The sequence below is a fragment of the Mesorhizobium sp. M0051 genome, assembly GCF_040323235.1.
Taxonomy (GTDB): Bacteria; Pseudomonadota; Alphaproteobacteria; order Rhizobiales; family Rhizobiaceae; genus Mesorhizobium.
The window spans coordinates 1-22,445 of sequence record NZ_JAMYUT010000040.1; the positions used below are offsets into that span (position 1 = coordinate 1).

18 protein-coding genes and 1 pseudogene are annotated in these 22,445 nt (G+C 62.4%); 8 read left to right on the plus strand and 11 right to left on the minus strand.

Annotated elements, in window-relative coordinates:
- The coding region (locus NKJ90_RS29475; protein ID WP_352487460.1) for an FAD-binding oxidoreductase at positions 1-1,366 on the plus strand (1,366 nt) is incomplete at its 5' end.
- A 1-nt stretch (position 1,367) separates the two neighbouring features.
- On the opposite strand, the gene NKJ90_RS29480 is transcribed toward NKJ90_RS29475, so the two are convergent.
- The 8 genes from NKJ90_RS29480 to NKJ90_RS29515 all read right to left on the minus strand — a co-directional run bounded on the left by NKJ90_RS29480 (position 1,368) and on the right by NKJ90_RS29515 (position 9,580).
- A complete protein-coding gene (locus NKJ90_RS29480; protein WP_023762412.1) occupies positions 1,368-2,168 on the minus strand; it encodes an ABC transporter permease in 801 nt (266 codons plus the stop codon).
- A complete protein-coding gene (locus NKJ90_RS29485; protein ID WP_352487461.1) occupies positions 2,165-3,037 on the minus strand; it encodes an ABC transporter permease in 873 nt (290 codons plus the stop codon). Before NKJ90_RS29485 ends, NKJ90_RS29480 begins: the two co-directional genes overlap by 4 nt.
- Complete coding sequence (locus NKJ90_RS29490; RefSeq protein WP_023762410.1) at positions 3,034-4,137, minus strand: ABC transporter ATP-binding protein; 1,104 nt, start codon at positions 4,135-4,137, stop codon at positions 3,034-3,036. Before NKJ90_RS29490 ends, NKJ90_RS29485 begins: the two co-directional genes overlap by 4 nt.
- Positions 4,138-4,214: 77 nt before the next feature.
- Complete coding sequence (locus NKJ90_RS29495) at positions 4,215-5,240, minus strand: ABC transporter substrate-binding protein (RefSeq protein ID WP_023762409.1); 1,026 nt, start codon at positions 5,238-5,240, stop codon at positions 4,215-4,217.
- Positions 5,241-5,293: 53 nt separating this feature from the next.
- On the minus strand, positions 5,294-6,292 hold the full coding sequence (gene araD1, locus NKJ90_RS29500) for an AraD1 family protein (RefSeq protein WP_352487462.1): 999 nt from the start codon (positions 6,290-6,292) through the stop codon (positions 5,294-5,296).
- Between the two features lie 32 nt (positions 6,293-6,324).
- Positions 6,325-7,101 (minus strand): SDR family NAD(P)-dependent oxidoreductase, encoded by a 777-nt coding sequence (locus tag NKJ90_RS29505; protein ID WP_023762407.1) that lies wholly within the window; start codon positions 7,099-7,101, stop codon positions 6,325-6,327.
- Positions 7,102-7,112: 11 nt separating this feature from the next.
- A complete protein-coding gene (locus tag NKJ90_RS29510) occupies positions 7,113-8,840 on the minus strand; it encodes an IlvD/Edd family dehydratase (RefSeq protein ID WP_352487463.1) in 1,728 nt (575 codons plus the stop codon).
- The gene (locus tag NKJ90_RS29515; protein WP_023759628.1) at positions 8,837-9,580 is read right to left on the minus strand and encodes a FadR/GntR family transcriptional regulator; all 744 of its coding nucleotides are present in this window, start codon (positions 9,578-9,580) and stop codon (positions 8,837-8,839) included. The genes NKJ90_RS29510 and NKJ90_RS29515 overlap by 4 nt, the downstream gene beginning before the upstream one ends.
- Positions 9,581-9,846: 266 nt before the next feature.
- Here NKJ90_RS29515 and NKJ90_RS29520 point away from each other — a divergent pair, with 266 nt between their 5' ends.
- From NKJ90_RS29520 to NKJ90_RS29535, 4 genes are all read left to right on the plus strand, one after another.
- Complete coding sequence (locus tag NKJ90_RS29520; RefSeq protein WP_156938553.1) at positions 9,847-10,017, plus strand: hypothetical protein; 171 nt, start codon at positions 9,847-9,849, stop codon at positions 10,015-10,017.
- Positions 10,018-10,157: 140 nt separating this feature from the next.
- Complete coding sequence (locus NKJ90_RS29525; protein WP_023759626.1) at positions 10,158-12,746, plus strand: EAL domain-containing protein; 2,589 nt, start codon at positions 10,158-10,160, stop codon at positions 12,744-12,746.
- A gap of 396 nt (positions 12,747-13,142) precedes the next feature.
- Positions 13,143-13,346, plus strand: coding sequence for a hypothetical protein (locus NKJ90_RS29530; RefSeq protein WP_023759625.1), 204 nt, complete (start codon positions 13,143-13,145; stop codon positions 13,344-13,346).
- A 224-nt stretch (positions 13,347-13,570) separates the two neighbouring features.
- A complete protein-coding gene (locus NKJ90_RS29535) occupies positions 13,571-13,861 on the plus strand; it encodes a hypothetical protein (RefSeq protein WP_023759624.1) in 291 nt (96 codons plus the stop codon).
- A gap of 989 nt (positions 13,862-14,850) precedes the next feature.
- Here NKJ90_RS29535 and NKJ90_RS29540 read toward each other — a convergent pair.
- The 3 genes and pseudogenes from NKJ90_RS29540 to NKJ90_RS29550 form a co-directional block, all read right to left on the minus strand.
- Positions 14,851-14,970, minus strand: a pseudogene (locus NKJ90_RS29540) (TetR/AcrR family transcriptional regulator); the annotation flags it as partial.
- 138 nt (positions 14,971-15,108) lie between these two features.
- Positions 15,109-18,219 carry an efflux RND transporter permease subunit gene (locus tag NKJ90_RS29545; RefSeq protein WP_023759622.1) on the minus strand — a complete coding sequence of 1,037 codons (3,111 nt, stop codon included), beginning with the start codon at positions 18,217-18,219 and terminating at the stop codon, positions 15,109-15,111.
- A 2-nt stretch (positions 18,220-18,221) separates the two neighbouring features.
- Positions 18,222-19,349, minus strand: coding sequence for an efflux RND transporter periplasmic adaptor subunit (locus NKJ90_RS29550; protein WP_023759621.1), 1,128 nt, complete (start codon positions 19,347-19,349; stop codon positions 18,222-18,224).
- Positions 19,350-19,632: 283 nt separating this feature from the next.
- Here NKJ90_RS29550 and NKJ90_RS29555 point away from each other — a divergent pair, with 283 nt between their 5' ends.
- From NKJ90_RS29555 to NKJ90_RS29565, 3 genes are read left to right on the plus strand one after another with little or no spacing between them, the layout of a single operon-like run.
- On the plus strand, positions 19,633-20,211 hold the full coding sequence (locus NKJ90_RS29555; RefSeq protein ID WP_023759620.1) for a TetR/AcrR family transcriptional regulator: 579 nt from the start codon (positions 19,633-19,635) through the stop codon (positions 20,209-20,211).
- Between the two features lie 46 nt (positions 20,212-20,257).
- On the plus strand, positions 20,258-21,547 hold the full coding sequence (gene fabF / locus NKJ90_RS29560; protein WP_023759619.1) for a beta-ketoacyl-ACP synthase II: 1,290 nt from the start codon (positions 20,258-20,260) through the stop codon (positions 21,545-21,547).
- A 49-nt stretch (positions 21,548-21,596) separates the two neighbouring features.
- A complete protein-coding gene (locus tag NKJ90_RS29565) occupies positions 21,597-22,445 on the plus strand; it encodes an alpha/beta fold hydrolase (RefSeq protein WP_023759618.1) in 849 nt (282 codons plus the stop codon).

The window sequence follows — 22,445 nt, forward strand, 5'->3', positions numbered from 1 at the left end:
CCGGCGGGGGGGGGGCGGCGGGCTCGCGGGCGCTAAGTGCCACCCCCGATACCGCGACTACCCCCCCGTTACCCGGGCCGCGCTTCCCTACGCGGTGCGGCCCCGGGGCCACACCTTGGGGGCCGCCACGGCACTCGCCGCATGCAACGATCTCGGCCAGCCGGTTGTCGTGCAGGGCGGACGCACGGGGCTAACGGGCGCGGCGCGTGTCCAGCCAGGCGAAATCGTGCTCTCGCTGGAGCGCATGACCGGGCTCGCAGTGCCGGATCGCCAGGCTGCCAGCATCGTTGCCGAAGCGGGCGCGACGCTGCAGGCGCTGCAGGAGGCAGCCGATAGCGCCGGGCTGATGTTCGGCGTCGATATCGGTGCGCGGGGCTCCGCAACGATCGGCGGCAATGTCGCCACCAATGCCGGCGGCATCCGCGTGCTGCGCTATGGCATGTACCGGGCGCAGGTTCTGGGGCTGGAAGCCGTCCTTGCCGATGGTGGCGTGCTGACTTCGCTGAAAGGTCTGCCCAAGGACAATTCCGGCTACGACCTCAGCCAGCTCTTCATCGGCACGGAAGGAACTCTCGGTGTTGTCACCCGCGCCGCGCTCAGGCTGCATCCGAAGCCCGCGTCCGAGGTGAACGCCTTCTGCGCGCTCTCCTCGCTCGATGCGGCGATCGCGCTGCTTGGGCTGCTGCGGCAAAAGCTCGGCCCACTGCTGTCCGCCTATGAGGTCAATTTCGCGCCGCTCTATGACGTCATGGTCGCCAGCATGGCCATGCGGGCGCCGCTGCCCGCGGGCTCGCCTGTTTATGTGCTGGCCGAGATACAGGGCAGCGAGCCAGAGCGCGACGGCGAGCGCTTCGCCGAAGTGCTGATGCAAGCGGTCGAGGACGGCGTCATCGACGATGTCGTCGTCTCGCAGTCGTCGCGCGAATTCCGAGCCCTTTGGGACGTGCGCGAAGACGCCAATCGCGTCCTGTTTTCGATCAAGGATCTGATCGGCGTCGACATCAGCATCCCGTTGGCGCGGATGGGAAATTTTCTGCAAGAGGCGCACGCTGCCATCCATGCCGTCGACCCCGGCGCCGACATCTATGTCTTCGGCCATCTCGGCGACGGCAATCTGCACTATCAGGTACGCACGGTCGATCCTGCGGCGGCGTATGACATCGTCTATCGCGGCGTCGCGGCGGCCGGCGGTGGCGTTTCGGCCGAACATGGTATCGGCCTCGACAAGAAGAAGTGGCTGCATCTGGTCCGCAGCGATGCCGAGATCGCGACGATGCGGCGGCTGAAGACGGCACTTGACCCCAGAAACATCCTCAACCCGGGACGGGTTTTCGACCGCTTTCTCCCGATGACAATTGCCCTGTAAGTCAAGTCTGTTCCGTCGCGACCTGCCTCGGAATAAGAAAGCGGGCGGCAAGCACGCAGAGCAGCACGGTGAACATCAGGATCAGCGCCACCAGCGCATTGATGTCGGGTGAGAAGCCAAGCCGCATCATCGCCCAAAGCCTCACCGGCAGCGTGCTCTGCGTGCCGGTGACCAGGATGGTGATCATCGTCTCGTCGAACGACAGCGCGAAGGCCAGGATGGCGCCGCCGACCATGGCGCTCGACAGGTTCGGCAGGATGATGCGCCAGAACGTCTGCCAGCCCGTGGCGCCGAGATCGTAGGACGCTTCGACCAGCGTGCGGCTCATCGACTGCAGCCGCATCAGCACCGTGCGATAGACGATCGCCAACACGAAGACCGTATGGCCGATGACAACCGTCAGCAGCGAGCGTTCGAGGCCGATTTCGCGGAAGAAAATCAGCAGCGCCAGACCGCTGATAATCGGCGGCATCAGGAACGGCAGGAAGATGATGAACTGCAGGATCGAACGCCCGGAACGCCGGCCGTGATAGTAGAGCGCCAGCAGCGTACCGCTGACCACCGACAGGATGACAGTGCAGACACCGACGATCAGCGTGGTGCGCAAGGCGGCCAATATGTCGTGATTTTCGGCCAGCGCGACATAGGTCGAGAGGGTTGGCGACGACCAGTCGACATTGCCGTGCGCAATGGTGAAGAATGAAGACACGATTGGCACGAACAGGGGGCTGTAGAGCAATACCGCAACCAGTGTCGTGATCGCAGCCAGAAAGATGGTGGACAGTCGGGGCAGGGAGCTCATATCGCAATCCCCCGGTGGCGCCCGAAGCGTTCGCCGACGAGGATTGCCGCGATCACCACGACTGCCAGCGCCACCGACAGCGCGGCGCCGAACGGCCAGTTATAAGCCGTGCCGAACTGGCTGTAGAGGATGCGGCCGAAGGTGAAGCCGCTGATCCCGCCGACCATCTGCGGCGTCAGGAAATCGCCGATCGCCAGCACGAAGACGAAGCTCGCCGCCGAAGCGACACCGGGCAGGCTGAGCGGCAAAGTGATGCGCAGGAAGGTCTGCAAGCCGCTTGCCCCGAGGTCGTCGGAGGCGCGCAGCAGCACCTGCGGAATTCGTTCCAGCGACAGGAAGATCGGCAGGATGGCGAAGGGAATGAGCAACAACGTCAGCGTCAGCAGGATGGCATTCATGTTGAACACGAAAAGCGTCGACGGTTCCTGCAGGATGCCGAGCGCCACCAGCGCCTTATTGAGAAAACCGTTGAGGCCGAGGATGCTGCGGATCGCATAGATCTTGATGACGTAGCTCATCAGCAGCGGCACCAGCAGCAGCATCAGCAAGGCATAGCGCCAGCGCCCCTTCAGCGTCGTCAGGAAATAGGCGGCGGGATAGGCGAGCAGGATGCAGATGACGGCCACCGAGACGCACAGAACGATGGTATTCCAGAACACCGGGAGAAAGATCGGATCGGTGAAGAACCTGACATAGTTGCCAAGTGACAACCCGTAGACGATCGTGCCCTGGTCGACGCTGAAGAAGCTGTAGCCGAGGAAGATTGCCAGCGGCATCAGGACGAAGACCACGGGCAAGGCAAACGCCAGCACTGTCACCAGCAGTGACCATCGCCTTTCGGCAGGCTGTGTCGAGCCGGCTTCGCTCATGCCAGCACCAGATGGCCTTCAAGCGGCGCAAACGAAAGCGATACAACCTCGCCGGGTTTCAGGGTGCTGCCGTCGACCCGACTCGGCACGCGCAGCCGCAAGTGTTGCGCACCATCGTCGGCGCCGGCCGCGATGGTGACGATCGTGGATGAGCCGGCGAAGGCCATGTCGGAGGTCGTGCCGGAAAAGCGGTTGTCGGTGTCCTTCACGTCCGCAAGATGCAAGGCCTCGGGACGGAAGGCAGCGTAGGCGCTGGCACCATCCGCTGCTCCTTTCAAATAAGGCTGGTTCCTGATCGAACAAACCAGTCGGCCAAGCGCCGTCTCGATCGACCGCAGTTCGCCCTGGACGGCCCCAAGTTTTCCGGCCACCAGATTGTTCTCGCCGAAGAAGCGCGCGACGAACTCGCAATTCGGCTTGTAGTAAAGCTCATGCGGTGTGCCGAGCTGGCGGATATGGCCTGCTTCCATGACGCAGATCCGATCTGCCATGCCGATGGCTTCTTCTTGGTCATGGGTGACGAACAGGAAGGTGGTCTTGATTTCGCGCTGGATGGATTTCAGGAAGACCTGCATCTGCCGGCGCAGTTCGAGGTCAAGTGCGGCCAGTGGCTCGTCGAGCAGGATCAGGCGCGGCTGGCAGATCAGTGCACGGGCGAGCGCGACGCGCTGGCGCTGGCCGCCGGAGAGCTGTGCGGGAAAGCGGTCGGTGAAACGCCCGAGCTGGACCAGGTCAAGCGCCTCCGCGACCCGACGCGCAATCTCCTTGCGTTGGATATGGCGAACCGAAAGCCCGTAGCCGACATTGCCGGAAACGGTCAAATGCGGAAACAGCGCATAGTCCTGAAATACGGTGTTGAACGGTCGCTGGTTGATCGGCATGCGGCTGATGTCTTGGCCGTCCAGACGGATCTCGCCAGATGTCAGCGGCTCCAGCCCGCCGATCAGCCGCAACACCGTGGTCTTGCCGGAGCCCGAAGGCCCGAGCACGGTGAGGAACTCACCGTCGCGGATCGATAGGTCGATGTCGTGCAGCACGGGGACCGTGCCGTAGGATTTCGAGACGGACCGCAGCGTCAGCAGGTCGGCGTTCTGGTTCATGAAATACTCTCGCATACACTTCGGCGGTCCGGAACCTCCGGACCGCCGGGTCCTTCAAAGGCATGGGGCGGACAAGATCAGGGCGTCGCCTTGACCTCGTTCCACATGTCCGACCGCTTGAGCGGATCCTCGACATTGTTGAGCCAGACCAGCTTGTCGTTACCGCCGGCGCTGCTCGACTCGACCACGGTGTTGCCGAAGCCGGTGCGCTCGGAAAGCGCGCCGCTGACCTTCTTGCTCAGCATGAAATCGATCCATTTCTCGGCCGCCGCATTGTCGCGGACGCCCTTGGAAATGACCCAGTTGTCGAGCCAGGCGAGCGCGCCCTCGCTAGGATTGACGTAGGCGACATGGGCGCCGATCTTCTGCAGCGCCTTGACCTGCTGCTGGCCGTAATTGGCCCAGATCAGGGCCACGTCATTGTTCTGGTAGATCTGCTGCGCCTCGTCGGCGGTGGTATAGAAGCTAAGCACGTTGCGCTTGAGCTCAACCAGCTTGGCCTTGACCGCCGCAAACTGCTCCTCATTTAGATTGAACGGATCCTTGTAGCCGAGCGTCAGCGCGGTGAACGAGAAATTGTGCTCGCCATTGTCGTAGGCCAGCACCTTGCCCTTGTAGGCCGGGTCCCACAGAACCGACATCGAGGTCGGTGCCGGCTTGACCTTGTCGGTGTCGTAGATCAGGCCGATGGAGTCGAAGCAGAACGGAATGCCGTAGACCTTGCCGTTCTTGGTGTCGCCGCTGACTTGAGACAGATCACGGAAGCGTGGCAACACTTCCTTCTGGTTCGGCAGCTTCGTCACGTCGATTGGCGACACCAGGTCGGCCTTGATGTAACGCTGCAACTGGGCGGTGTTGACGGCGAAGACGTCAAAATCCTGGCCTTCGCTGCCCTTGATCTTGGCCCAGATCTCATCATCGCTGCCGATGAAGACGACATCGACGCCGATGCCGGTCGCGGCCGTGAAGTCCTTGACCCAATCGGGATCGGCATAGCCGTCCCAGGCCAGAACCCGCAGGTTCGCGGCAAGCGCCGCCGATGTCATCAGGCCGATGCCGAGCCCGATTGTCGCTAGTCTTAGAAACAGTTTTTTCAGTCCCATTTTTCAATCTCCCATTGTCGTTCTGATGGACCGCAGTTTCCGGACTTTCGCCGTCACAGCTGGGTGACCGCGACCAGTCCCTCGTCCGGCACCGACACCATCCGGTTGCGCAGTGGCTTGCCGAATGTCTGTGCCTGGATTTCATATTCGTCGCCGGAAGCCGTCTTGACGCCAGAGGCGTAGCTCATCACCGCCGCGCCGAAGAAATAGGCATGCAAGTCGCCCGCCCTGCGGTGCATCGGGTAGCGGAAATGGAAGTGTTCAAGATTGGCGATCGAGTGCGACATGTGCGCCTCGCCCGACAAAAACTCCTGCTCCCAGATAATTGTGCCGTCGCGCAGGATGCGCGAATGGCCGCGCACTTCGTCGGGCAGGTCGCCGATCAGCAGCTCCGGCCCGATCGAGCAGGAGCGCAGCTTGGAATGGGCGAGATAGAGATAGTTCTCGGCTTCCGTGACATGGTCGGAGTATTCGTTTCCGAGCGCATAGCCGATGCGGTAGGGGCGGCCGTCCGGCCCATTGAGATAGAGGCCGACGATCTCGGCTTCTTCGGCCCCGGCGCGTGCGAAGGCCGGCATCGGCAGCGGCGCACCTGGCGGCACGACACAGGTGCCGACGCCCTTGAAGAACCATTCCGGCTGAATGCCGATCTGCCCGGCGGCGGGCTTGCCGCCGTCCAGGCCCATGCGGAAGATCTTCAGCGAATCCGATTCCTCGGCATCCTCGCCATGGGTCAGCACATGCATCTTGTCGCGTGCGGCCGCACTTCCGGTATGGGTCAGTCCCGTGCCGGTGACCAGGAAGCGCGCCGGCTCCGGATTGTCGACCGGGGCCAGCACGCGGCCATCGCGCGACAGCTCCTCATAGTCGACCGTCGCGGTGCCCGTCCGCCTCTCGACCAGCGCTGCGATGGACGCGCCCTCGGCGATCGCCGCTTCGGCCAGTTCCAGCACGGTGCTGGTCTTGTCGAGCGGATGCAGATGATTGCCGTCGTCGGAGACACGGCCAACCCGTCTGCTGCCATCGGCCATTTTGAACTGAACAAGACGCATGAACTAACCTTCTTTCCCTAGGGCCGTGCGGGTCACACCCAGCCCGCATCGACGATGAACTGCTGGCTCGTGCACATGCGGCTGTCGTCGGCTGCGAGGAACAGGGCCATGCGCGCGATATCGGAGGGTTGCAGCCGATCGGGCAGGCACTGCCTTTCCTCGATCTGGCGTTCGCCGGCCGGGTTCAGCCACAGGCGCATCTGGCGCTCGGTCATCACCCAGCCCGGCACCATGCAGTTGACGCGGATGCGCTCGGGGCCGAGTTCGCGGGCCAGCGCCCGCGTCATGCCATAAACGGCGGCTTTGGCGGTGACATAGGCGGGGCAATCCGGATCGCCGACCATCCAGGTGATGGAGCCGAAATTGATGATCGAGCCGCCGCCCAGCGTGCTCATCTGTGCACGCACAGCCTGCGCGGCGAAGAACTGGTGGCGCAGATTGACCGCCATGCGGTCGTCCCAATAGGCAACCGTCACGTCCTTGCTCTGGTGGCGATCGTCATTGCCGGCATTGTTGCACAGGGCCTGGATGGGGCCGTTGTGCCGCATCGCCTGCACCGTGGCTGCCTGCAACTCTTCGACGTTGCGCAAGTCGCAGGGAATGAACAGCGGCGCACGATGTCCCTCGGCTGCGATCGCGTCGACCAGGCGCCGTGAAGACTCCTCGGCCATGTCGACAAACGCGACACGGCTGCCTTGCGCGCAGAAATGGCGCACCAGGCTTTCGCCGATGCCGCTGCCGCCTCCGGTTATGAAGACACTGCGGCCCTTGAGGCTTGGATAGATCGCGTAGCCGATTTCATCCGTCATCGCGCGCCTCTCTAGTGCGAATGCCGAGGAATGCCAGCATCGCGCCGGCCGACGAGAAAGTCGAAATCGCAGCCCTTGTCTGCTTGTAGGACGCGCTCGACATAGAGGCTCTGGTAGCCCCCTTCCGGCGGCGCCGGCGGCTTCCAGTCACGCCGGCGGATTGCGAGCTCCTCATCCGATACCAAGAGCTCCAGCCGGCGGCCGGCGACATCGAGCTCGATGAGGTCACCGTCGCGCACCAGCGCAAGCGCGCCACCGGCCGCGGCTTCCGGCGCCACATGCAGAACCACGGTGCCGTAGGCGGTGCCGCTCATACGCGCGTCCGAAATGCGCACCATGTCGGAGATGCCCAGCTTGAGCAGCTTCGCCGGCAGCGGCATATTGCCGACCTCAGCCATTCCAGGATAGCCGCGCGGCCCGCAGTTCTTGAGAACCATCACCGAGGAGGCGTCGATGTCCAGCTCCGGATCGTCGATGCGCGCGTAGTAGTGCTCGATGTTTTCGAACACCACCGCCTTGCCGCGATGCTGCATCAGCGCGGGCGTTGCCGCAGATGGCTTGATGACCGCGCCGTCAGGCGCCAGATTGCCGCGCAGAATGGAGATGCCGCCCTCCTTGGTCAGCGGCTGGCTCAGAGGCCGGATCACCTCGCGGTTGTAGTTGGGCGCGCCGTCGATCAACTCGCCGATCGTCTTGTCGCAGACGGTCGTGGCGTCGCGATGAAGAAGCCCCACTTCATCAAGCGACGCCATGACCGCAGCCAGCCCCCCGGCGTAGTAGAAATCTTCCATCAGGAACCGGCCCGATGGCATCAGGTCGACAATGGTTGGAACGCCGCGGCCAAGGCGGTCCCAGTCATCGAGACTGAGATCGACACCAATCCGGTTGGCGATGGCGATCAGATGCAGCACGGCGTTGGTCGAACCGCCAATCGCGCCGTTGACGCGGATGGCGTTCTCGAACGCCTGCCTGGTGAGGATCTGGGCGATAGTCACATCCCTGCGAACCAGATCAACGATCTGGCGTCCGGCCAGCTGGGCGAGCACACCACGCCGCGAATCCACCGCCGGGATCGCGGCGTTGTCCGCCATGCCGATGCCGAGCGCTTCCACCATGCTGGCCATGGTCGAAGCCGTGCCCATCGTCATGCAGCTGCCGGCCGACCGGCTCTGGCCCTGCTCCGCGGCAAGGAAGTCGGCAATCGGCATGCGGCCGGCCTTCACTTCCTCGGCGAATTTCCAGACATGTGTGCCCGAGCCGATATCCTGTCCGCGGAACTTGCCGTTGAGCATCGGCCCGCCGGAAACGGCAATGGTCGGCAGATTGCACGACGCAGCGCCCATCAGCAGTGCGGGCGTGGTCTTGTCGCAACCGACCAGCAGGATGACGCCGTCGATCGGATTGCCGCGTATGGATTCCTCGACATCCATACTGACCAGATTGCGAAACAGCATGGCGGTGGGGCGCATGTTGCTCTCGCCCAGCGACATCACCGGGAACTCCAGCGGCAGGCCGCCGGCTTCATAGACCCCACGCTTGACGTGATCTGCCAGGCCGCGGAGATGGGCATTGCAGGGGGTCAGTTCCGACCAGGTGTTGCAGATGCCGATCACTGGGCGGCCGTCAAAAGCGTCGGCGGGGATGCCCTGGTTCTTCATCCAGCTGCGGTGCATGAAGGCGTTCTTGCCCTCACCGCCGAACCAGGCCTCGGATCGCAGCTTGCGTTTGGTCTCGGTCACGATGTCTGTTCCCGTTCCTGGCGGCGCCTGTTGCGATTCTCGACGCTGCGGCGCACGTCTTCCTCGGCATTGTCGATGAGCACCAGCAGCGCATTTTGCGCGCCGGCGGCATCGCCGGATGCGATCTTTTCGGCCACTTCGCGGTGCAGCGGCAAAGAATGGCGCTGCCCTTCCGGATTGTCGTTGGAGAGGCGAAAGCTCATCACCAATGCGGTTTCGACCAGAGCCGCCAGCGAGCCGATCAACTCGTTGCCGGTCATGCGCAGAATAGTCTGATGGAACAAAAGATCGGGTTTGGCGAAGCGGTCGCCGTCTTCGACCACGGCTTCCATTTCGGCCAGCGCGGCATTGATCTCGGCAAGCTGCGCCGGTGTGGCGCGCTTGGCGGCAAGTGCGGCCGACATCGGCTCGATGGCTCGCCTAAGCTCAAACAGCGCCCGGACGTCCTCGGCACTGACGTCGCTGGCATAGCGCCACGACAGGACATCCGGATCGAGAAAATTCCAGTCGGCGCGGGGACGCACCCTTGTGCCGGTCTTCGGCCGCGATTCGACAAGCCCCTTGCCGGCCAGAACCTTGATCGCCTCGCGCAGCACCGTGCGGCTGACCCCTAGCATCTGGCTGGAATCGTCGGCGTTGGGCAGTGCCTCGCCGGGCAGGAAGTCGCCCTGCACGATGCGCAGCCCGATCTGCTCGACCACAGTTGCATGCAGCGCCGTCGAGCCGCTGGAAACCGCCACCGTGACTCTTGACGTGCGCGCGGTGCTGAAAGATTTCTTATTCTTCATACTATTCATAAGATATGTCTTATAGGCGTGAGAATTGGAGTCAAGGGGCGAGGAGAGCCGATGACAAAGAATCCATTCTCTGAAGCCCTTAGCCCATAAGAGATGCTGAGTGCCGCGCGATACTTCAGGCCCGGGCCCGGGGCCGCCATCAGCAGGTTGGAAACCTCCTCGATGCTCAAGACCACCGACAACTTCTGCGGTTGCCGACGGAATTGCGTATGCCGCTTCATGTCCTCGCGGCCGCAGGTCGTGCCAAAGAAAAAGCGAAGCGCGATGATACGGGCATTGAAAGTTGGCGGCGCGATGCCCGCGTCGAAACTCGCCTGCCGCAGTGCCACGCCGAGCGTGAGAAGTTGCGACCGCCGGCAGGTCTTCCCGCCGCCACCTAAGAGGAGGCTGCAAATTGCACAAAGTACCGTCTTAAGCCCGAATTAATACGTCATGTGCGACATTAAAGGAATTCACTCCTAAATTCTCGTTGAATTGGCGTACGTGGGGCGGGATTGGCCGTATTGTGCCAGTGTTTTACATGAACCACCTGAAGGGCGTTAGCGTTAGGACCAAGCTTTCGCTGGGCTTTGGTTTGGCGTTGCTGTGCATTGTGGCAGTAGGGCTATTTGGAGTCGCGCAGCTGCGATCTCTCAACGAAGTCACAAGCGAGATCACCGCGGTTTGGTTGCCGCAGGTCCAGGTCGTGGAGGAGATGAAGCGCAACCTGGCGGAACACCAGCTCTATGCGACCCTGCGCATGCGCACTGACGATACTCAACAATTGCTCGGCATCAATGACAAGATGGCGAAGGAGAGCGATGAGATACTCCGAGGTCGGCGAGCCTACCGCAGGAGTGCCGGATCGCTGGCCGAGCAGGACCTGTTCGACCAGTTTGTCTATCTGTGGACGGCCTATGAAGATTCCCTGACGTCGATTTTCCCGCTCCTGGAAACAGGAGAGCGATCGAGGGCCTTTAAAGAGTTCGAGACAGTGTCGCTTCCAATTGTTGCCGAGGCGGCTCAGCGACTGGACGGCCTGCTGGCCCTCACCAACCAGCGCAGCACTGCTGTCGCAGCGATGGCCGATCGCAGCTACAGCGTCGCACAGCGGCTGACCTGGATAGCGATTGTTTTTGCGGCCGCGTGTCTTGGCGGGCTTGTCGCCTGGATTCACCACAATGTCAGCAAGCCGATCCTCGCCGCGAGCGAGGCGATGCACCGGTTGACGCAAGGCGACCGCCGCTCAACCCTCGTTGCGCTGAAAAGCGATCGGCGCGACGAGGTTGGGCTATTGTTCTCGGCGTTTGCCGGCTACCGTGCCAGCCTGGAGCGCAGTGACGCCTTGGCCCGCGAGGCCGAACAGGAACGGCAGCACCTAGCAGCCGCCGCCGCCAACATGCCCGTGGGCCTATGCATGTTCGATGCCGGGCGACAGCTGGTTCTTTGCAACCAGAGTTACGCTGATCTCTACAACCTACCGGAGGCCCTGACTCGTCCAGGCACGCAATGGGCCGATCTGATGCAGTACCGAATTTCGGCGGGGCTGTACGTTGGCCAAGACCCGGGAAAGTATCTGCAACAACTCTCTGAGACCATCGACCGCGCTGAGCGCGTGGAGAGCTTGGTGGAGTTCAATGATGGACGGACCATCGACCTCATCCACCAACCACTGCCGGGCGGCGGGTGGCTCGCCACCCATCACGACGTGACCGACTTGCGCCGCAACGAGGCCCGCATCTCTCACATGGCACGCCATGACGGGCTTACCGACCTTCCAAACCGCATATTGTTCCGCGAACGCGCCGAGGAAGCCCTCGCCGAGATGGGACGCAGAGATGGCAAAGTCGCCTTCCTTTGCCTTGATCTCGATCATTTCAAGATGGTCAACGACACGCTGGGGCATTCGGCCGGCGACGCCCTTCTGAAGGAGGTTGCCTCCAGGCTGAGGCGGCTGGTCCGCGATGATGACACAGTGGCCAGGCTTGGGGGCGACGAGTTCGTGATCATTCAAAGGGAGGCAGGTCAACCGGTCGAGGCAACCGCCCTCGCGCAACGGGTCATCGATGCGCTCAGCGCGCCTTATGTAGTCGACGGTCATGGGGTCGTGATCAGCGTCAGCGTCGGCATATCGATTGCGCCCAACGACAGCAGGAACACCGACCAGTTGCTCAAGAACGGCGACATGGCGCTCTATCGGGCAAAGGCCGAGGGACGCAGGACGTATAGGTTCTTCGAGTCGCAAATGGATGCCCGCATGCAGGCGCGGCGATTTCTCGAACTCGATCTGCGCGAAGCGCTGGATCGCGGGCAATTCGAGATCTACTACCAACCGCTCCTCAATATCGGCCGTGGCGAGGTTAGTTGCTTCGAGGCGCTGCTTCGCTGGCATCACCCGAGACGCGGCATTGTCTCCCCAGCCGAGTTCATTCCCCTGGCCGAGGAGATTGGCCTGATCGTCCCGGTCGGGGAATGGGTGGTCAAGCAAGCCTGTCTGGATGCGGCACACTGGCCCGATGGCATCAAGGTCGCCGTCAATCTGTCGCCCATGCAGTTTCGCAACTCGCGCCTGCTCTCGGCAATTGTCGAGGCGCTCGATGTCTCGGGACTGCCCCCGAACCAGCTCGAGCTTGAAATTACCGAAACGGTGCTGCTGGCCAACACCCAGGCGACGCTGGCGATGCTGCAGCAGATTCATATGCTGGGCGTGCACATTGCGATGGACGATTTCGGTACCGGATATTCGAGCTTGAGCTACCTGCGCTCGTTCCCGTTCGACAAGATCAAGATCGACCAATCCTTAATCACGGACGTGGGGGGCATCGACAGTTCTGTTGCCATCATCCGAGCCATCACGGGTCTAGGCAACAGCCTCGGAATGCGGACCACCGCCGAAGGGGTTGAGACGGTGGAGCAGCTCGACCGCGTCCGACGAGAAGGCTGCACGGAGGCGCAAGGCTTCCTGCTCAGCCGCCCGCTGCCTGCCCGGGATATTCCCAAGATGCTGGAGCAGGTGCGCGCCGTGGTGGCGGGCGAGATCATCGAGACTGCACTCGACGCGACCGGAGGGCGGAACAGAGCGCAGTCCTCCGGTGGCCGGCGTTTCAGGAATGCGCCTTTCTCCGCTTAACCGGAAGCGAATTGATCGCGGTGATGCAGTCCCGGCGGTCTCCCGGATGGCTGCCCCAAAGCGACACGCCGTGAAGCCAATCACTTCTTGGCCGCGCCTTTCATATCCGCACACATTCAGCCGATAGCTCAGCAGAGCGAACCTCGATCGCCTAATGGCTGCGTCCGTTTTGACCAAAGTAAGGCTGGCTGAACCAACCGCTGAGGCGAAAGCGGCCATGGCGCGCAATCACCGGATCCCGTGGAAGGAGAAGTGCTATGACCAATCGAGAAGCCAGACTGAGCAGGGGTGAGTTGAACGCCATTGATCTGAAGCGAAGGGCGCCCGAGGTGACCCTTGATTGGAACCATTCTGTCCTGAACGAGTTTGGCGCTCTGGAGTGGGATAGTTCCAATCATGGCCGAGCATTATCAATCAGGGCAGATGTCGGCTGCGCACGCTGTTCGGCGCATGATTGCGTCCGATGAGACCCGTCATTTCCTCCACAAGGTGTTAGATTTGAAGGTCGAGGCGCACCTACCTGGCGCCATTGGGGCACTCCTTGCTGTGCTTGATCAGAAAGGACAAGACGAACCGTCCGAACCGTCCGAAACCCCCTGACCTTTCCCCTATTGCTCTCAGTTGGTTCCATGTCACCGACGTGATCGGCGGCGCCCTCACTGGCATCTTAGGTGCCGTCTTCCGAATCGGGCCGCGGCTTTGCGAACGACCATCTGGCCAAATGGCTTTGAATAAAAGTTAGCAATCGCTCGAGGTGAGCAGGGTCGGGAACATTTTAGCTGAGTTGCATGTTTCAATCACGATCACGATCATGGGCGATTTGAATGGCGCGAAAACCGAAAATCGGAGATGAGATCACGCTGTCGGCCATCCTGAAGGTGATGGAGGACGGCGTTTCGAGCGTTAGTGTGCCGACCTATAATTTCCCGCTCGCCATCGACACGCCGCAGAAGGCCAAGGTAGGCCAGAAAGTCGAAATCAGTGGTTTCGCGACGCGCGTCGATCAAGAGGACGGCAAAGTCACCGTTCGGATCGACGGATGCGGTCTTGTCACTGTCGATATGGATTCCATCGCCGAGGTCTCAGCGACATCGCGGGTAACCGTGCGCGAGTAGCTCGCGCAACCTTCCTGCGCGACAACGCCATAGGGCGATGACGAACGCACGTTAGCTTGTGCTTGCGGGGTGCCCGGACCGCCCCTGCCGGCGCCTTCGATCCCAGCGATACCAGCTCGTTTAGGGCTGAGATCGAAGAGGACGAACTGGCTGGGATGGATAACCGCGTCGATTAACTCCTTCGCGGTAGTCGTTGGCTTGTAGACCGCCTGAAGCCTCATTGCCGCGTCCGCCTCAAGGAGAAATCCAGGATCTATCCTCTTGGGCAGCCAGCCGGAGCGTGCGTAAAAGGCGATTGTCAGCCCGACCAGGTTTGACGTACCTAGCGGATCCGACGCCGACCGCAGCCAATGAAAGTGCGCCTGGCCGATCTCCGGATCAAGGCCCTTGCCGCGAGTGCACGAGATCGACTGATCCACGAGCTCCACGCCCCTCTCAAGGGAAGAGAGACTCTGTTGCGTTCCGGCAACAGGTCGAAGATTGCACCCAATCCGCCCGGCCGGCTGGCCTAATAGTCGTCATTTGACGACTGGTCGCATCATCCTCACTCCGCTTATCTTCGTTCGGAGCGGATCGAATCTGCGGAGGCCACATGTTCGGTCGGTGGATAGGGCTCGCAGGCCTGGCCGTCATGGCCCTGCTGGTGCTGACGGGCGCGGCGGCGGCGCAGGCGGTCTGCGGCGTAAGCGCAACAGGCGCCGAGCCACAGGGCAGTGGCGGTGCGACCGTGGACGGCTCCACAGGCTCCTTTGCCTGCGGTCCCGGCGCCACAGCTGTCGGCAACTCTACTTCTATTGGCGTGGATGCCGGAGATAGCGCCGCCCCCGGGAATGAGTTCAACGTCTCTGTGGGCACTAGCGCTGGCGGAGTCGTGAATGGTGCCAACAACACGGCCCTCGGCTCAGCGGCTGGCGTCCATGGCCGGTCTCCTTCCCGGCCAACAGAATCCCGCTTGGTTACCAGAGCGTTAACGATTCATGATTCCGCCCTGCGATGTCGGCAACCGACGTCTTATGGTAGCCGATGCGGCGAAAGTGCTGCTCCGCCACCTCCAGAATGCGCCGGCGCACCTCGTTTCGATCAGGTGGCTTTCGAACCGGGCGATCCATTGATGTCTCCAGTGCTGATGCCCCCTTCGCGGCTTGCGTGGCCAGTCATCGGCAGACGGCAAGATCGCGCAGCCGGCCTTGCGCATGTCAGGCAAGGCCAGCGGACGAAGTTGAACCGTCTCCTCCGACACCAGTGCCCTATTCGGCGGCCATCGCTGTTTGCAATTCCGGTTCTTCGGTCGAAGCCTGATGGGCCTCATCCGCAGTCGGCTTGATCCGGAACCAGGCGGCATAAAGAGCGGGAAGGAAGAGCAGGATCAGCACCGTGCCGGCCGCCGTGCCGCCGATCAGTGTGTAGGCCATCGATCCCCAGAACACGGAGTGCGTAAGGGGGATGAAGGCCAGCACGGCGGCGAGAGCGGTCAGGATGACGGGCCTCGTGCGTTGCACGGTGGCCTCGATGACGGCGTGATAGTCGTCAAGACCGGCAGCACGGTTCTCCTTGATCTGTTCCGTCAGGATCAGCGTATTGCGCATCAAGATGCCGGCCAGTCCTATGAGGCCCAGAATGGCGTTGAACCCGAAAGGCTGGTTGAAGGTGAGCAACATCGGCACGACGCCGACGAGCCCAAGCGGTGCCGTCAGCACTACCATGAACATCGTCGAGAAGGATCGTACCTGCAGCATGATGACGATCAGCATGGCGGCGATCATGGCCGGGAAGATCTTGCCCAAAGCAGTGTTGGCCTTGGTCGCCTCCTCGATTGATCCACCCATTTCGATGCGATAGCCGGCCGGAAGGGAAGCGATCAGCGGCTGCAGGGCCGTCATGACCTGCTTGGAGACCTCTGGAGGCTGCGTTGCCTCATTGATGTCCGAGCGGACCGTAATAACCGGCAGACGATCGCGGCGCTTCAGGATCGGCTCTTCAAGACGGACCTCCGAATGACCGATCTGGTCGAGTGGAATCTGGCGGCCGTCCCGGCTCATCAGCGAGAAATCCGCCAGACGCGACGGATCCAGCCGCTCAGCCCCAGCGCTGCGCGCCACGATCGGGACATTGCGAATGTCCTCGCGGACCTGCGTGACGGGAATGCCGGTGAGCAGGAACTGCAGCTGCTGGGCCACCTCCGCAGGCGACAGCCCGATGAGGTTCAGCCGATCCTGGTCAGGGATGAAGCGCAGTACGGGCGTGCGGTTGCCCCAGTCGCGATTGGCCTGTCGCACGTCCGGGACGCCCCGCATGATAGTGAGGGCGTTCTCGGAGATGCTATAGAGTTGCGCGGGATCAGGCCCGATGACCCGGAACTCGACAGGAAACGGTGTGTAGGGTCCGAACACAAGCTGTGTGACGCGCACATTGGCCTCGGGAGCGAGCCCCTGCGATACCGCCTCCCGGAGCCGGTGCTTCAACGCCTCGCGCGCCTCGGCGTCCGGGGTCAGCACGACGATCTTGGCAAAGGCGGGATCAGGCAGTTCCGGCGCCATGGCGAAGAAAAAGCGCGGAGCGCCCTGACCGACGTAGCTCGTCACGATCTTGGCTTCGGGCTGGCCGTCCAGCCAGTGCTCCAGCTTCTCCACTGTGGCGGTCGTGGTCTCCATGCTGGTGCCTTCCGGCAGGCGAACCTCGACCAGTACTTCGGGGCGGTCGGATGTCGGGAAGAATTGCTGTTTCAGGCTGCCCATGCCGACAACCGAGAGCGCGAAGACGATGGCGACGACACCGCAGGTCACGAACTTGTGGCGCACGGCAAAGATGATGAGCCGCCGTAGGCGCCGATAGTTCGGTGTGTCGTATATGGCGTGAACGCCGCCTTCGACCGGTTTGATCGCGGGCAGCATCTTGACGCCAAGGTAGGGCGTGAAGACCACCGCGACGATCCAGGAGACGATGAGAGCGAACCCCACGACCCAGAAGATGTTGCCGGCGTACTCGCCGGCCGTCGAGCGTGCGAAGCCCACGGGCAGGAACCCAGCGATCGTCACGAGCGTTCCCGACAGCATCGGCGCCGCGGTATGGCTCCAGGCGTAGGCCGCCGCCTTGATGCGATCCATGCCTTCTTCCATCTTCACCACCATCACCTCGATGGCGATGATGGCGTCGTCCACGAGAAGACCGAGCGCCAGGATGAGGGCGCCGAGCGTGATGCGATCGAAGAACCGGCCGGTCTCCAGCATGATGAGGAACACGGCGGCAAGCGTCAGCGGGACGGCGGCCGCCACGACGATGCCGACGCGCCAGCCCATGCTGAGCAGGCTGATCAGCAGCACGACGCCGAGCGCCATCGCGAACTTCAACATGAACTCGTCGACCGCCGAGGTGATGTTGACGGCCTGGTCGGACACCTTGTCGAGCGTTATCCCAAGCGGCAATGTCCGTGCGATGGCCGCCGTCCTGTCCTCCAGCGCCTTGCCGAGCGCGCGACCGTCCCAACCCTCCTGCATAACGGCCGCGAGCATGATGGTGGGCTCGCCCTGGCGTCGGATGAGATAGGTGGGAGGGTCCTCGTAGCCGCGGCGGACCTGTGCAACGTCGGAAAGCTTCAGCGTCCGCCCCCCGGCAACGATCGGCGTGTCGGCGATAGCCTGGACACCGTCATAAGCGCCGTTGAGCCTGATGAAGACCTGCGGCCCCTGAGTATCGATCGAGCCCGCCGGCGTGACGGTGTTCTGCCTTTGCAAGGCCGCAACGATATCTTGTGCGGACACGCCGAGGGTTGCCAGCTTGGCATAGGAAAACTCGACGAATATCTGCTCCGGACGTTCACCGAGGATGTTGATCTTCTTGACGCCAGGCACGTGCAGAAGATCCTGGCGAATGGTCTCGGCCTGCCTGGCCAGCTCACGCATCGGCATGCCTTTTGCCTTCAGCGCATAAAGGGCGAAGCTCACATCCGAATATTCGTCGTTGACGAAGGGGCCGTAGACGCCGGGCGGCAGGTTGCGGGCTTCATCCCCGAGCTTCTTGCGGGCCTGGTAAAATTCTTCCTGCACGGCGGATGGCGGCGTGCTGTCCTTCAGCGTGACCGTCATATAGGCGTATCCCGGCCGCGTGGTCGTCTCGACCCGATCGTACCAGGTGAGCTCCTGAAGCCGCTTCTCCAACGGCTCGGCGACAAGGTCCTGCATCTCGCGGGCCGTCGCGCCCGGCCATGCCGTCGTGACCGTCAGGGTCTTGATGGTGAAGTTGGGATCCTCCGCCCGCCCGAGCATAAGGAACGCGTAGGCGCCAGCCGCCACGAGCAGGAGGATGAAGAACAGGGTGACGGCGCGTTCGCGAACGGCGATCGCTGAAAGATTGAGGTTCATCGTCAGTTGCTCCCGCTTTCGGAAGCAGTCCTGACGCGAGCGCCCTCCTGCAGAAGATGAGCGCCGAGCGAGACAATCTGATCGCTGGAACCCAATCCGGAGATCACGGCGGATTCGCCGGTCACACGAACAAGCTTGACCGGTTGAAAGTGTACGGTCGACGTGCCGTTGTCCAAGACCCAAACGCCTGTCTTCTTGCCGTCGTCGAGCACTGCCCCAAGCGGCACCTGGACTTCCGGCTGACTTGCCTGGGTTGCAAGGCGAATGGTTACCGTCGCGCCAAGCGGCGCTGCCGCTGCCTCACCGTCAAGCACATAGCGGGCCTCATAGGTGCGGGTCTGGGCATCGGCGGAGTTGGACAATTGTCGCAGATGTGCCGCGTGGCGTTGCTCATCACCCCCGTAGACGCTGGCCTCGGCCGCGGAGCCGATCGCCGGCCGGATCGTTTCGGGAAGTGCGACCACAGCTTCGCGGGGGCCGGCCTGGGCGACACGAACCACCGCCTGGCCGGCAGAGGCGACCTGACCAGGCTCGCCAAGCGTATCGACCACTGTTCCATCGGCATCCGCGACCAGGACCGCATAGGTCGCCTCATTCTCCGCGACCTTCGCTTCCGCTTCGGCGGCGGCGAGCTGGGCCGTGGCGGTATCCATTGCGGCCTTCGCCTGCTCGTACCGCTGCCGGGGGACCCATCCGTCTTTCAGCAGATTGGCGTATCGCCGTTCATCCGGCTCGGTCTGGGCGACGATCGCACGCGCGGCGACAACGGCATTATGCTTTGCAGTGAGCGCGAGACGAAGGTCGGTGTCATCGATCCGCATCAACGGCTGACCGGCTTTTACCTGCTGACCGACATTCACGAGCCGTTCGATGATCTTGCCAGGAACGCGGAAGCCGAGATTGCTCTCCACCCTGGCCCCTATGATGCCCGTGAAGCTGCGTTCGGAACCGCTCACTTGCGCTGCCGTCGCCAGCCTGACGACGGGCGGCTCCTGCCTCGGGTCGGTCGAGGCGGAAGCTTCCTGCGCGGAACTGGCAAATGTGGCGAATGCCGTCGCCGCTGACACCGCGATCAACCCTGACCCCGCGATCAGGATCGCACCCAGCATAATAACCGGTCTCTTTTTCATGCCCATCGCCTTACGTCGAAATAGATTGCGTTCATTCTCTATGCTGTGTCCTGCGTCGCCCGAGATTCTGCGGACCATCTTCGTATCCCCCTTGTTAGATTGCGGTCGAACTCTATACCATTTAGATTTCGAGCGCAATCTAAAAAGGAGACATATTCGGTCCGCGACAAACCGCCACACCGCTCACGTGGCGAGCATCCGTCCCGCATCTCCTCTTGATAGATTGCGTTCGGTCTCTAACTGACATATAGATTTTGGACGCAATCTAAATATGGAGATGATGATGCGCGTAAGTCGCGTTCAGGCTGAGCAGAACCGGCAAACCGTGATCGATGTGGCCAGCCGGCTCTTTCGGGAGCACGGCTTCGACGGCATCGGCCTCAAGGATCTGATGAAGGGCGCCGGGCTGACCCAAGGCGCTTTCTACAAGCAGTTCGCATCGAAGGAGGACTTGGCGGCACAGGCATCTAGCCGGGCGATGGAACATGCGACCAGCAGATGGTCGGGTGCTATCGCTGCGAAACCGGAGGATCCGCTTGGCGCGGTGATCGACCTTTATCTCAGCACGGGGCATCGCGAAGAAAAGATGGACGGCTGTCCGGTTGTTGCCCTCGGCTCGGATGCTGCCAGGCAGGGGAGCGACGTCAAAGCATCGTTCGAATCCGGAATCAGGGAATACCTCAAGATGTTGGGACCATGGGTCGGCGAGGCCGGCGGCGCGCAGCCCAGCGGCAAGGCCAGGGCCATTCTCTCGATGATGGTCGGTGCGGTCGTCCTCTCGCGCGCGGTCAACGACCCGGACCTCGCAAAGGCCTTTCTCGATGCGGCGACCGATCAAGTGCGCAAAGCAGTCGCGGCTTGAAGGGCATGCACAGCGCGACCGACACGCCCAAGCCATAGGAGAATGGATGCGACGGATTGTGGTTACGGGCGTAGGGGCGGTCACGCCGCTGGCCGCCAATGTCGAGGCGTCGTGGTCGCGTCTCCTGGCCGGTCGCTCCGGGGTCCGGAAGCTTCCGGACGATATGGTGAGCGACCTGCCGGCGAAGGTCGGCGGCGTGGTCCCCTGCGTGGAAGAAGACCCCGAGTCCGGCTTCGATCCCGATATGATCTTGGCTCCGAAGGACCAGCGCCGGGTGGATCGCTTCATCCTCTTCGCACTGGCGGCTGCGGATGAGGCGCTTGCCCAGGCGAGATGGGCACCCGTGTCGCAGACAGATCGCTTGCGTACGGCGACGATCATCGCTTCGGGGGTCGGCGGCTTCCCGGCGATAACCGAAGCCGTGCGAACGGTTGATCAGCGCGGTGTTCGCCGTCTTTCACCCTTCACGGTGCCATCCTTCCTGGTGAACCTCGCGGCGGGCCACATCTCGATCCGCCATGGCTTCAAAGGCCCGCTCGGCGCGCCGGTCACGGCGTGCGCGGCCGGCATCCAGGCGATCGGCGATGCGGCTCGCCTCATCCGCGCCAATGAAGCCGATATCGCCGTATGCGGCGGAACCGAGGCATGCATGAATGTCGTCAGCCTTGGTGGTTTTGCAGCGGCACGCTCTCTTTCGACCTCCTTCAATCATCGTCCTGATCAAGCCTCTCGTCCATTCGACACGTCACGCGACGGTTTCGTCATGGGCGAAGGAGCCGGCGTGCTGGTGATCGAGGATTTGAACCATGCGCTCGCGCGCGGCGCCAAGCCGCTCGCCGAGCTCGTCGGCTATGGCACGACGGCGGATGCACACCACGTGACTTCCGGTCCCGAGGATGGCGATGGCGCGCGCCGTGCCATCGAGATCGCAATCGCCCAGGCTGGCATCTCGCCGCATGAGGTTCGTCATCTCAATGCGCATGCGACCTCCACGCCGGTGGGCGATCTCGGAGAGATGGCGGCAATCAAAAGCGTCTTCGGCGGGGATTTCAATATCGCCGTCAGCGGCACGAAGTCGGCGACCGGGCATCTGCTCGGAGCCGCGGGTGGGCTTGGCGCGATCTTCACCATCCTGGCGCTCAGAGACCAGGTAGCCCCGCCCACTCTCAATTTGAGCGCTCCCGATCCGGCCGGTGACGGTATCGATTTCGTCGCAAACCAAGCCCGGCCATTGGCGATGGATTACGCGATTTGCAACGGCTTCGGCTTTGGGGGCGTCAATGCCAGCGCCTTGTTCCGGCGCTGGGACGACGAAGCTGGCCGGCGCGCGGCTTGACTGAGACCACCTGTCCTCATTCCCGACATACACAAAGAAGAGAGCTGAAATGCTGACCTCGCCCAGACCCAACCTTCTGCAGATATCGGACACGCTTACTCTGCGTTATGAAAAGACCGGCAATGGGCCACCATTGGTCCTTATGCATACGATCCGCACGCAGCTCGAGTACTTTCGCGGTTTGGCACCCCTGCTCGCCGAGTCGTACACGGTGTATGCCATCGATCTCCCTGGACACGGTCACTCGCCGATCGACCCACTCGCACCCTTCGATGAGCCGTATTTCAGGCAAGGCGTCATCGGCTTCATCGAGAAGCTCAACCTCACCGACGTCACGCTTGTGGGCGAATCGATCGGCGGCGCATTGGCGCTCACGGTCGCGGCCGCAATTCCGCAACGGGTCAAGCGCGTCTTCGCCAGCAATCCCTATGACTACGAAACCCGTTACGGAGATGGACTCCGACGTGGCAACTGGCTCGCGAATTTCATCATCGGAAGTCTGCAAGTCCCAGTTCTAGGCCCATTCAATGCCTGGATGGAAAACCAGATGGTACTCGGCAAGATCATGGGCGGGGGATATCACGATCCGCGCAAGCTTCCTTCCGACCTTCTTGCCGAGTTCGGCCGCGTCGCGAAGCGCCCTGGATACAAGCGCATCGCACGCAAGGTGCTCGCAGGCTGGCGATCCTGGTCCGCGGCGCGGGACCGGTATCGGCTCGTCTCTGCACCCGTAACGCTCATCTATGGCGACAGCGATTGGTCGCGCCCCGACGAGCGCGAGCGGACCCGGGCACTGCTTCCCAACGCGCGCATGTTCACACTCAAGAACACTGGGCACTTTTCAGCGGTGGAGAATCCATCGGAACTGGCACGCATCATACTGGGATCTACGGGTTGA